Genomic DNA, 11,841 nt, shown 5'->3' on the forward strand with positions numbered 1-11,841 from the left:
CTGCGCCGGCGCCGCCACGGGATTGATCCGTAGCTGGCGAATGGAAGCGATCGGCCGCAGTCTACTGGATTCCGGCTTAGGCGATGATATAAATGCCAGAATCAACGCATCGAGTGTTACCCATAGTTCGTCACTGATTTTCTGCCTCGTCGATCGTGGTGCGGGGCATAACCGGTTCGCAAAAGCCGGTACCGTTCCGTAAATCACCGCCGTCATATATCCCCGACGGGGTTCCACCATTCAGCGCATGCAGACCTGGTCCACCGGAAGATGTCGGCCACGAGTCACCACCTACGCGCCTAGTAATGATCGAGTCGAGTAACGCGGATTCGAAAGAGCTTCTGGAAGCAATTGCGGATGCCGGTTACACACCAGTGCGAGTCAAGGAAGAGACGACCCAACCATCTGATCAGGTCACGCGTTGCTGCAGCTACAGGCAATGAGATTTGCTTCCTTGAACCGTCGCACGCTCGAGCTTGTCGGCGAAATCGCGCCACTGCTGGCGCCACGTGAAAGCTTTTCTTTCAGTAGAGGAAACTTTATCTCGTTTGTCGACGGAATCGATGCATATAAGAATCAAGCCAAAGTTCAATATCTGCGTTAGCCATGGTCGATGGTGAACTCGGCACGATTGTCCGCGAGCTTCAGCGCTTTGGTAATCGAGTTGGCACAGTGCCCGCAGGTCGTGTCTTTAAGTTCGAATGCAATCCTGAATATCTTCCGCTGGATTGTCGATGACACGCAGGGACGATCAGTCTTCCCATCGTGGAAACGTCGATAGTCCTCTTGGACGTGCATAACGCGATCGGGATTTACGTCGTGATCCGCTTGACGTTCCCACGATGGCAAGGATCAAGCTATTGGCGTATCAGAAGACCAACTGAACAGATATCCCCATGAGCACGACCTTTGCACCGACGGTACCCCTAGAGTTCAAGCTCCCCATCGAAGGCATGACCTGTGCGACCTGCGCCCTGCGCGTTGAGAAGGCGCTACAGGCGCTGCCAGGCGTAGAAAGCACAGTAGTGAACCTCGCGACTGAGGAAGCCAGCGTCCGAACGTCCGCTGGCGTGGGTGCCGAAGCGCTTGCCGACGCTGTCCGCAAGGCCGGCTATGAAGTCCGCTCCCACCAGATCGAGCTTGAGATCAAAGGGATGACCTGTGCGTCGTGCGTGGGCCGGGTGGAAAAGGCGCTGCTGAAAGTTCCCGGCGTGTCGGGAGCATCGGTGAACTTGGCGACCGAAAAGGTTACGGTCACGGTACTTGCCGGTGTGTCGTTCGCGGTGCTGGCAGCGGCCATCGACAAAGCCGGTTACGCTGCCGGTGCGGCCGGGGCAACGTCCACCGCACCGGCAGCGACGAGCCTTCCGCAATGGTGGCCGGTGTTCGTCGGCACCTTGCTGACGCTTCCGTTGGTGCTGCCGATGCTGCTGCGGTTGTTCGGTGTCGAGTGGGAGTTGGACGGGTGGGTGCAACTGGCGCTGGCGACGCCGGTGCAGTTCTGGCTTGGCGCGCGTTTCTACCGCGCCGGCTGGAAGGCGGTGAAGGCCCGGAGCGGCAATATGGACCTACTGGTCGCGCTGGGCACGAGTGCGGCGTACGGGCTTTCGGCTTACCTGTTGTGGAAGTACGACGGTCGCGGTATGCCGCGTATGTATTTCGAGGCATCGGCAGCAGTCATCACACTGGTATTGCTCGGCAAATGGCTCGAATCCCGTGCCAAGCGGCAGACCGCCGATGCAATCCGCGCGCTAAATGCCCTACGGCCAACTATCGCACGAGTCTTGGTGGACAACGTCGAAGTGTCTACACCTGTCGAACAGGTCGTGGTGGGAGACATCGTAGTCGTTCGTCCTGGAGAGCGGATTCCGGTGGATGGCGAAGTCATCGACGGCCGTAGTCACGTCAACGAGTCGCTCATCACCGGCGAAAGTCTGCCGGTGGCCAAGGCAGAGGGCAACAAGGTGACCGGCGGCTCGGTCAACGAGGAAGGTCTGCTGGGGATCCGCACGATGGCCATCGGTGCCGAGACAACGCTCGCTAGGATCATCCGCATGGTGGAGTCGGCGCAGGCGGCGAAGGCTCCTATCCAGCGCATCGTTGACCGGGTGAGCGCCATCTTCGTCCCCGCAGTCCTCGCCGTTGCACTGTTGACCTTCGGTGGCTGGCTTCTGTACAGCGGCGACGGGGAGCAGGCCGTGATCAGTGCGGTGGCGGTGCTCGTCATTGCCTGCCCGTGCGCGCTGGGACTCGCCACGCCAACGGCGATCATGGCCGGCACCGGCGTTGCCGCACGCCAGGGCATCCTGATCAAGGATGCCGAAGCGCTCGAAGTGGCGCACTTGGTCACTGTCGTGGCCTTCGACAAGACGGGCACGCTGACCGAAGGCAAACCGTTGCTCGTCGCGATCGAAGTGGCCGACGGTGGCGATCGGCATGACCTCCTGCAGCTTGCAGCTGCGCTGCAGAAAACCAGTGACCATCCGCTCGCGCATGCGGTGATGGAGAGGGTCGGGAATCAACGCCTTGCTGTGCCGCCGGCGCAGGAGGCGCTGGCGTTGCCTGGCCGCGGAGTGCAGGCCATCGTGCGCGGCCGGCACCTTCTGCTCGGCAGTACGCGGTTGATGAACGAGGCGGGGGCGGACCCGGGCGTGCTGCTGACTATGGCCGAGCAGCTCGAGGCCGAGGGGAGAACCATCTCCTGGCTACTGGAACGGAACGAAAATCAGGCTCGCGTGCTGGGACTTCTGGCCTTTGGCGACACAGTCAAGCCCGCTTCCTACGCCGCCATCGAGAGGCTGCACGAGCTGGGCATCCGGACGGTGATGCTGACGGGCGACAATCAAGGCAGCGCCCATGCCGTGGCACGGGCGCTCGGCATCGACGAAGTCCGCGCGGAGTTGCTCCCGGGCGACAAGGCAGCCATCGTGCAGGAACTGCGCAACGAGGGCAACGTCGTGGCGATGGTCGGCGACGGATTGAACGATGCGCCCTCCCTGGTGGCGGCGGACGTTGGCCTGTCGATGTCGACGGGCACAGATGTCGCGATGGAGGCGGCGGGCATCACACTGATGCGTGGCGATCCACGCCTTGTGGCGGATTCGTTCGACGTCTCGCGTCGTACGTACGCGAAAATCAAACAGGGCCTGTTCTGGGCATTTGCATACAACGTACTGGGCATTCCACTTGCAGCCTTGGGCATGCTGAGCCCGGTCATCGCTGGCGCGGCCATGGCCTTCAGCAGCGTGAGCGTTGTCACCAATGCGCTGATGCTGCGCCGCTGGCGGGGCGCGGCGATCAGCGCTAGCGCAGCACGCCCGATTCAAGGATCTTGACCATGAACATCGGCGAAGCAGCTTCAGCTTCTGGAGTCTCAGCGAAAATGATTCGACACTATGAAGGCGTCGGGCTGCTGCCGCCTGCGAGCCGCACGAGCACTGGCTATCGGCAATACAACGACAAAGACGTGGGTAGGCTGCTATTTATCCGCCACAGCCGGGACCTTGGTTTCTCGCTGGAGCAGATCGGCGAACTGCTTGACCTGTGGCAAAACCGCGGTCGCTCCAGCCGGCAGGTCAAGGCACTTGCCCAGGCGCACATCGCGGAGCTAGACGAAAAACTCAAGGAACTCCAGGAGATGAGAGGTGCGCTTGAATCGCTAGTGCACTGTTGCAATGGCGATGATCGGCCCGACTGCCCAATCATCGAATCGCTCGCATCGGAAGCGGCCGTGCGAAGCCGTGCCACCACGCACGCCCCCCAAAAAATGGGTGCGGCCAAGCGCCGACAGTTCGACCGTTAGTCCAGGGTCTTCATGAATCGGAGCGACTGCGGACGATGATGGCGGGCAAGAATTTTTGTGTGCGCGCCTAATGGCGGAACCGGGGTTGGTTCGAGCGCATGTCCAGAATCATGAGAGATAGGTGTGGCCATGAAAGAACAAGTGGAGATTTTGGTAATAGGAAGTGGTTTTGGCGGCTCCGTTGCGGCGAAGCGCCTTTCGGAAGCGGGGCGGGATGTAGTGATGCTGGAGCGCGGCCCGTGGAGAGATACAGTTCCAATTCGATCTGTGGGAATTGAGGATGTGGCGCCTCTCCCGCAAGGGCGAAAAGCTTTTACTTATGGCTTGCGATCCGTCAGATCCCATTTTTTTAAAGGCGAGATGGTCCTCAATAAAAAAGGATTTGTAGAGGCATATCTCGGCGATGGTGTAAATGTGATTTGCTCTTCAAATGTAGGGGGAGGTAGCCATATATATGCCGCTGTGCTGGGTAGGCCATTCAGTCCAAATTACTGGGATGGCCGCCATCCGGAAATTTCTCAAAAGCACATGGATAAATATTATGACGAAATCCTAGCACTGCTCAATGCGCGGCCCGTATCGCATCATGACATGGTTCCAAACGGCCTTGATCAAACCAACTACAACGGTGAACTATCGAATGCAGGGCTGAGGAATTCGCCTGTTGGAATTTTACTTCCTGAAAAGCCTGGTCAGGCTGTAAAAGTGGTGGATCGGTATGGGGTTGAAAGATGGGAGTGCGACATGCGGAATAATAGCTTCTTGGGATCCCCGTCCGGCGCCAAAACGACTCTGGATTTCACTTGCATTTGGCCAGCAATGCAACATGGCTTAATTGTTCGCGACTTGTGCGAAGTGAAATCAATTCACAAATTGAGAAAGGAAGGTGGGGATAAAATGCGATATGAGGTTCATTATCGCAACCATCGAAGCGGGCAGGATGAACGTGTGCGTGCGGAACACGTTGTCTTGGCTGCAGGCGGTTTGAATACGGTTCGTTTGCTATTGAGAAGCCGAGACGTTGAGCATGGATTGGATGGAATGCCGCGGTTGGGTTTTCGGTTTGGCACGAATGGAGGTTATTTTGGATTTTGGAAAGAAAATAGTTCGAGAGATCTTACTGCTGGGACGCCGCTTTGTGGGCCTTTCAGATCGCGAAACTCGACGAGCAAGTCTGCCCTGATGCTTCGTGCAAGTATCCAGGGCTTGGACGACATACCGATTCCAATGCTGATAAAGAGGTGGTTACGTAAAAACTCGTGCATGGTTGCCTTTGGTGGTGATGGTAGCAATGGATCCATGACAATGGAGCACGGTAAGTTCAAGGTGCGATACAGGAAAAATGAGAACAGTGTTTACATGGAAATCGCCGAGGAAATAAAAAATATCGAAACGGCAACTCATACAAAGGTGTATTCCCTTGCTGCTCCCGTGACGGTTCAGCCAATCGGGGGTGCCTGTTTGAGTACGTCGAATCTGAATGGTGTGATCGGTGCAAATGGAGAGATCTTTGATAATCCTGGGTTATACGTGGCAGACGCCTCCGCGCTCCCGGAGTCTCCCGGAGCGCCACCGAGTCTCTCGATAGCTGCATGGTCCGCTAATGTCGCCGACAGGCTACTGGAATCACTGGGTTGCCATGGTGTCCGCCCGTGAGGGCGACCTAAGAAAGAGGCCGCCATGGTGTGCAGAAGATTTATTTCGTATAACAAATGGAAGTCTAGTCTGCTTCAGTGAAGCTTAGTCTGTCTGTAAAGCCAGGTTGCGGCCATCATCGCACCGTGACCGATGCAGCCTTATGCTGGGCGTCAGACATGACGTTCTATTAGAACGGGGTAGCCAGCACAAGACTGCGCCCGGCGATAACGAATCGAACGCGCCGGGTTTGCGGCTACGCAGCTATAGACATCGCTCGGTACCGTCTCGATAAAAACTATCGCAAATCGTTCATTTTTCGACCGGTTTTTGCAGCCAGTCCTGCATTACCGATATTGTCTACAGTCGCGTGCGAATACGATGTTGTCAGGCTTGCGCAATTTGCAAGGCCTTGCCTGGGGGAGTTTTCCGCCCCGGATTTCCAGCCAACTCATCGTGCGTACCGCCATGCAAATTTCTCGACTATTGGTAGGCTTCTCGTTCCTGACGCTCGCGATGCAGCCCCTCGCGGCTCACGCAGATCTCACGGTAAAAATTGGGCAGATCTCTCCGCTAACGGGCGAACTGGCCCATATCGGTAAGGATGACGAAAATGGTGTGCGGCTCGCCATCGAGGATTTGAACAGCAAGACGCTCCGCATTGGTGGACAGTCCGTCACATTCGTTCTGGATTCACAGGACGATGCCGCGGACCCACGGACGGCAGTCACTATGGCGCAGAAGTTGGTCGACGACCATGTGGCGGGAGTTGTCGGACACGCGAATTCAGGAACATCCATTCCGGCGTCAAAGATTTATTCGGACGCAGGCATTCCGATGATCACCGAGTCGGCAACGAATCCGTTGCTGACGGAGCAGGGATTCAAGAACGTCTTTCGAATGGTTGCCAATGACGTAAGGCAGGGCTCGGTCATCGGTACCTATCTGGTGCATGACCTCAAAGCCCGCAAGGTAGCAATCGTCGATGACCGCACCGCCTATGGCCAAGGCCTCGCCGACCAGATCGACAAGGCCGTCAAGGCAGCCGGCGGAACCGTTGTCGCGCGCGAATTCGGCACCGACAAGACGACTGACTGGAAAGCCGTTCTGACGACCATCAAGAGCCGTCAACCGGACGCCATCGCGTTCACGGGCGGCGATACGCAAGCCGCGGCGTTTGTCCAGCAGATGCGAAGACTGGGCCTGACCGCCACGTTCATCGCAGGCGACGAGTCATGCACGCCTCAGTTCATCAGCCTTGCCGGCTCTTCGATGAACAACAACACTTACTGCACGCTGGCGGGCGTTCCGCCTGCGGATATGCCGCAGGGTCCGGCGTTCTTCAAGCGCTTTCAGCAGCGGTTTGGCGCGGAGGTCCAGCTTTACGCGCCCTATGCCTACGATGCTGTGATGGCGATGGCAGCCGCCATGCAGTCCGCGGACTCGACGGACCCGAAGATCTACCTGCCCAAGCTCCAGGCCGTCAGCGTGGACGGCGTAACGGGGTCGATCAGGTTTGACGAGAAGGGCGATATCCGCAACGGGGCGATTACTGTTCGGCAGTATGGTCAGGGCGTCTGGAAGGACAAGACGGTTGTCCGGTAGCGCAGACAGCGGCTTCGTGCGAATGTCGTCGTCATGTCTCGAGCGCGGCACTGCGTGAGCAGTCGGCCAGACTTGAAGCCGTCTCGCTTCCCACACACAACATTGTCATTCGTCGAGGTCGACCGGCACACCCAGGCCGACCTTGACGCGGTCCATGCTGACTAGCGTCTTGAAGCGCTTCACGTTGTTGTTCGAAAAGAAGAGCTGGCGCGTGAGCTCGTTGTACTGATCCATATCCTTCACCGTCAGGACGAGTGCAAAGTCCCACTCCCCGGCAAGGTAGTAACACTGCTGAACCAGGGGGCACTGCGCAAAGGTGCGTTTCATTGCGTCGAGTTGATCGATCTGCTCGCTTTCCACCTCAACCATGGTGATGATCGTCAGGCTATAACCAACTTTCTCAGGTGCGACGATCGCAGCGTAGCGGTCAATGACGCCAAGTTCCGCCATCCGGCGCAGCCGTCGATTCACTGCGGCCGTGGATAGATTGACGCGCACACCCAGTTCGTTTTGAGGGGTGTGGGCATCGCGTTGGACTTCTGCCAGGAGCTTCCGATCGAAGCTATCTAGTTCCGGATGCATGGTTATCGCAAACTCCCGCCAGAAAGATATTTTTTTGCAGATTGACCGCGAAATCAGGGATCAAATTGATGCGATCGCGCAATATTATTTTGCTCGACAAGGATTGCTGAGACAAGCGATTCGTTCAATGGATTGAATCTGCGGACGGGTATCCGTCCGCCTAACGGGAGCAACATCGACATGCTGATCGCCAACCCTCGATCTTGCCGTGCATCCTATCCAGAGGAATTGCGAGGCATCCTCAACATCAAGTCGGCGCACGAAAGCGGCGCCTGGCTATCTAGCTGGGACCAGATCAGCCGGTCCGCGACGCCGTTGTGGGACCTGCCGGATGCTGCGGCGAGGTTGGGCGTCGCTCAATTGAGCCTCAAGGATGAGTCCTTCCGGTCACCGCTTGGAAGCTTCAAGGCACTCGGGGCGCCCATCGCGTTGATGCGTCTCATCATGCGTCAGTGGCACGCACACGGCATCGACCCGAAAGCACTGGTCACGGGGCAATACGCGCAGATGCTGCCGAATCTGACGGTCATCAGCGCGACCGATGGGAACCACGGGAAGTCCTTGGCGGCAGCGGCCCGGGCTATCGGGTGCTATTGCGTGATCGTGCTTCATGCGAATGTGAGCATCGAGCGCGAAGAGGCCATCGCTGAGTATGGCGCGGAGATCGTTCGCATCAACGGCAACTACGACGAGTCCGTCCAGTATGCTGCCCGGCTAGCTGCGAAGAACGGCTGGCATGTCGTTTCGGACACCTCGTACGAAGGGTACGAAACTATTCCCCGCGACGTCATGCAAGGCTACGGCGTCATCCCGGCAGAAGTGCTCGCACAACTGAACGAGGAACATTCTCGCCCGGCTTTCACACATGTGTTTCTGCAAGGCGGGGTTGGCGGCTTGGCTGCCGGCGTCGCAAGCTATCTATGGGAGCACTACGGTGCCGAACGGCCGAAGTTCATCGTGGTCGAGCCGCAACAGGCCGATTGCCTATACCAGAGCGCGATCGCAGGGCGCGCCTCGAAGGCTACGGGGTCCGTCGATTCGATCATGGCCGGGCTCGCGTGTGGAGAGGCGTCCCCTTTGGCGTGGAAGATTCTCGAACAGTGCGTCGACTATTTCATGACGATCGACGACGAGGATGCTATTGCGGCGATGTGCTCGCTCGCGAAGGGCTCGGATCGGGACGCACCGCTGGTAGTGGGCGAGTCGGGCGCCGCGGGATATGCGGGCCTCACAGCAGTGATGAAAAGCTTTGAGCTAGCGCATGCCACCGGGTTAGGGCCGGATTCGCACGTGCTCGTGATCAACACCGAAGGGGCGACTGCGCCCTCCGTCTACCGACACCTGGTGGGCGAATCCGCTGAGGCGGTCATTGCCCGCCAAGGCGCATGGAAACAGCGTGTCGTTCAATAGGCAACGTAAAACGACAAACGGCGAGGAGTGCACCATGGAACGCTCACTGCAAGAGCAATTGACGAGTTGGCGTCACCGGCTCCATCAGGATCCGGAAACGGGATTCGAGGAGGTCCGGACATCGGACTACATAGCGAACATTCTGAAGACGCTCGGGATGGAGGTCCATCGCGGTATCGGCGGGACCGGGCTTGTCGCAAACTTGAAGATCGGCGAAGGAACCCGGGCGATCGGGCTGCGAGCCGATATGGACGCGCTGAATATTGCCGAACGCGCGCCCGGACGGCCATATGCGTCCTGCAGTCCGGGGAAAATGCATGCCTGTGGCCACGATGGACATATGGCGATGATTCTCGGGGCGGCCCGCCTGCTTGCCGAGCAACGCAATTTCAACGGCACGGTCCGATTCATTTTCCAGCCAGCGGAGGAGCACGGCCGTGGCGCGAAGGCGATGATGAAGGACGGCTTGTTCGAACGCTTTCCGGTGGATGCGATCTTTGGCGCACACAACATGCCGGGCATGCCGGCTGGCAGTTTTTCGACGCGGCCAGGCGGCATCATGGCGAGTGAAGACAATTTCGTCATTCGCATCAAGGCTCGAGGCACGCATGCCGCCCGTCCGCACATGGGCGTCGATCCAATCGTGATCGCATCGCAGATCGTGCTCGCACTGCAGACGATCATCTCACGCAACCTCGATCCCAGCCTGCCGGCCGTGATCTCCTGCACGGAGATCATCACTGATGGATTGCGCAATGTGATCCCTTCCAATGTGACCATCAAGGGCGATACGCGCAGCTATTCGCCGGAAGTCCAGCAGCTTCTGGAGACCCGTATGCGCGAGGTGAGCGAGGGAATCTGCCGGATGCATGGTGTGGAATGCGAGTTCGAATACACGCACGAATTCGCACCGACGGTGAACACGCCGCAGTACGTCGAGGCCGCCGTTGCCGCTGCCGCTTATGTCGTGGGCGCCCAGAATGTCGATGCGAATGTTCAGCCGATGATGATTTCGGAAGACTTCGGTGCATTTCTTCAGGTCGTACCGGGCAACTTCATCTTCATCGGGAATGGCGTCGCGAACGACAAAGGTGGTGTGCCCCTCCACAATGCGACCTACGATTTCAACGACGAGATCTTGCTTACCGGCGCGAAATATTTCGCGGAGCTCGCTCGTCTCACCTTGCCGGCTGACTGAGACGACGGCATTTGCAGTGCCACCGCCCTTTGTCAGCGGACCTTTATCTCAAGCATCGAGAAAGCAAATGAATACTTCTCACGACCCGATAACACCGCTGCAACTGGACGCGGCGCTCATGATTGACCAGTTGCGCGAACTCGGGGAAATCGGCGTCGACGTCGAAGCGGGAGGCCGCACACGCATCGCACTGTCTGACGAGGAGCGAGCGGGGCGCGATCTCGTCGTCAAGTGGATGCGTGAACTGGATCTCGATGTGCAAATCGATCGAATCGGCAACGTGTTCGGTACGCTGCGTTCGGCGTCCGACGGCGGCAGTCAGCGTCCGTTGATGATGGGCTCGCACATCGATACGGTAACGAATGCCGGTGCGCTGGATGGCTGTTATGGTGTGCTGGCGGCGCTTGCCGTGGTACGTGCGTTCCGGCGGGCGGGTGTCATACCGCAGCGATCGATCACGGTTGCCGCGTTCACGAACGAGGAGGGGATTCGCTACCAGCCAGATATGATGGGATCGCTCGTCTATGCGGGCGGGTTACCCGTCGATACGGCGCTGAACACGATCGGTGTCGATGGCACTCGTCTGGGCGATGAACTCGGCCGCATCGGGTATGCCGGCGAACTGGAGCCTGGCGCGATCATCCCCCACGAATATCTCGAACTCCATATCGAGCAGGGGCCGATTCTTGAAGCGGAAAATGTCCGTATTGGCGTGGTCGAGAATCTCCAAGGCATCTCGTGGCAGCAGATCACGGTGCAGGGAAATGCCAATCACGCGGGAACGACACCCATGCAATTGCGTCACGACGCGGGTTGGGTTGCCGCCACAGTTGCAACGTTCCTGCGCGAGCTTGCGGCAGCAACAGGCATGACGCTGGCAACCATTGGCATGTTGCGAATGGAGCCGAATGTTATCAACGTTATTCCGCGCAAGGCCGTGTTCTCGGTCGATCTTCGCGATCCAAATGAACAGCGCCTGCAGGAGGCGGAACGGCACCTCGCGGAATTCTTGACGCAGGCGGCCGAGAAGGAAGGCGTCGCGATCACCACAGAGCGCCTCGCGCGTTTCGAACCCGTCGTATTCGATTCCGGGCTTGTTGACGCAATCGAAGCATCCGCCAAGCGGTTCGGCTTCACGCATCGCCGGATGACTTCTGGCGCCGGCCACGATGCTCAGATGATCGCGCGCATCGCTCCGGCCGCGATGATATTCGTGCCGAGCCGTGGCGGGATCAGCCACAATCCGCGCGAACACACAGACGACGATCAACTCATCGATGGGGCGAACCTTCTACTGGATGTTGTGCTCCGGCGTATTACGGAGATCTCCGACGATCCTTCATTCCCGGCGACAGTCTGTGCCCGCCTGATCGAAGGCGAGGACGACACGCACGCCCAGATCTGATCGGGCAGCAACCCTACATGCAACGGCCGTCCCGCCCCTGTTCCTGTCTGCCGCCTGTACGGCGGTTTCCGCCTCATCAGCTCCCGTTCAGATGGTGTTCGCCAAGGATCAACCGCTTCCGGTAGTCGCCCACGGCGACTGCAGAATCTGGCGCGTTGAACACAGAACCGCTTGGTCTGTCGATCGACTCGCACTTGGCGTAAG

At 58.5% G+C, this 11,841-nt stretch carries 8 protein-coding genes; 7 read left to right on the forward strand and 1 reads right to left on the reverse strand.

Annotated features, from left to right (window positions below):
* Nucleotides 1-896: 896 nt before the first annotated feature.
* The 4 genes from FAZ69_RS00465 (at nt 897) to FAZ69_RS00480 (ending at nt 7,042) form a co-directional block, all read left to right on the forward strand.
* A complete protein-coding gene (locus FAZ69_RS00465) occupies nt 897-3,335 on the forward strand; it encodes a heavy metal translocating P-type ATPase (RefSeq protein ID WP_136891994.1) in 2,439 nt (812 codons plus the stop codon).
* A 2-nt stretch (nt 3,336-3,337) separates the two neighbouring features.
* A complete protein-coding gene (gene cueR, locus FAZ69_RS00470; protein ID WP_136891995.1) occupies nt 3,338-3,802 on the forward strand; it encodes a Cu(I)-responsive transcriptional regulator in 465 nt (154 codons plus the stop codon).
* 129 nt (nt 3,803-3,931) lie between these two features.
* Nucleotides 3,932-5,458 carry a GMC oxidoreductase gene (locus tag FAZ69_RS00475; protein WP_136891996.1) on the forward strand — a complete coding sequence of 509 codons (1,527 nt, stop codon included), beginning with the start codon at nt 3,932-3,934 and terminating at the stop codon, nt 5,456-5,458.
* A gap of 447 nt (nt 5,459-5,905) precedes the next feature.
* Nucleotides 5,906-7,042, forward strand: a complete 1,137-nt coding sequence (locus tag FAZ69_RS00480) for a branched-chain amino acid ABC transporter substrate-binding protein (RefSeq protein WP_136892471.1) — start codon at nt 5,906-5,908, stop codon at nt 7,040-7,042.
* Between the two features lie 105 nt (nt 7,043-7,147).
* On the opposite strand, the gene FAZ69_RS00485 is transcribed toward FAZ69_RS00480, so the two are convergent.
* Entirely contained in the window at nt 7,148-7,624 is a 477-nt protein-coding gene (locus FAZ69_RS00485; protein ID WP_136891997.1) for an Lrp/AsnC family transcriptional regulator, read from the reverse strand.
* Between the two features lie 180 nt (nt 7,625-7,804).
* Here FAZ69_RS00485 and FAZ69_RS00490 point away from each other — a divergent pair, with 180 nt between their 5' ends.
* From FAZ69_RS00490 to FAZ69_RS00500, 3 genes are all read left to right on the forward strand, one after another.
* Entirely contained in the window at nt 7,805-9,034 is a 1,230-nt protein-coding gene (locus FAZ69_RS00490; protein ID WP_136891998.1) for a diaminopropionate ammonia-lyase, read from the forward strand.
* 34 nt (nt 9,035-9,068) lie between these two features.
* On the forward strand, nt 9,069-10,232 hold the full coding sequence (locus FAZ69_RS00495; protein ID WP_136891999.1) for a M20 aminoacylase family protein: 1,164 nt from the start codon (nt 9,069-9,071) through the stop codon (nt 10,230-10,232).
* A 67-nt stretch (nt 10,233-10,299) separates the two neighbouring features.
* The gene (locus FAZ69_RS00500) at nt 10,300-11,637 is read left to right on the forward strand and encodes a Zn-dependent hydrolase (RefSeq protein WP_136892000.1); all 1,338 of its coding nucleotides are present in this window, start codon (nt 10,300-10,302) and stop codon (nt 11,635-11,637) included.
* Nucleotides 11,638-11,841: the final 204 nt, after the last annotated feature.

Source organism: Trinickia terrae, from assembly GCF_005144415.1.
Taxonomy (GTDB): Bacteria; Pseudomonadota; Gammaproteobacteria; order Burkholderiales; family Burkholderiaceae; genus Trinickia_A; species Trinickia_A terrae.

Excerpts from the sequence above, each read along its gene's own strand:
- FAZ69_RS00465 (WP_136891994.1), top strand. The coding sequence starts at position 897 with ATGAGCACGACCTTTGCACCGACGGTACCCCTAGAGTTCAAGCTCCCC.
- cueR (WP_136891995.1), top strand. The coding sequence starts at position 3,338 with ATGAACATCGGCGAAGCAGCTTCAGCTTCTGGAGTCTCAGCGAAAATG.
- FAZ69_RS00475 (WP_136891996.1), top strand. The coding sequence starts at position 3,932 with ATGAAAGAACAAGTGGAGATTTTGGTAATAGGAAGTGGTTTTGGCGGC.
- FAZ69_RS00480 (WP_136892471.1), top strand. The coding sequence starts at position 5,906 with ATGCAAATTTCTCGACTATTGGTAGGCTTCTCGTTCCTGACGCTCGCG.
- FAZ69_RS00485 (WP_136891997.1), bottom strand. The coding sequence starts at position 7,624 with ATGCATCCGGAACTAGATAGCTTCGATCGGAAGCTCCTGGCAGAAGTC.
- FAZ69_RS00490 (WP_136891998.1), top strand. The coding sequence starts at position 7,805 with ATGCTGATCGCCAACCCTCGATCTTGCCGTGCATCCTATCCAGAGGAA.
- FAZ69_RS00495 (WP_136891999.1), top strand. The coding sequence starts at position 9,069 with ATGGAACGCTCACTGCAAGAGCAATTGACGAGTTGGCGTCACCGGCTC.
- FAZ69_RS00500 (WP_136892000.1), top strand. The coding sequence starts at position 10,300 with ATGAATACTTCTCACGACCCGATAACACCGCTGCAACTGGACGCGGCG.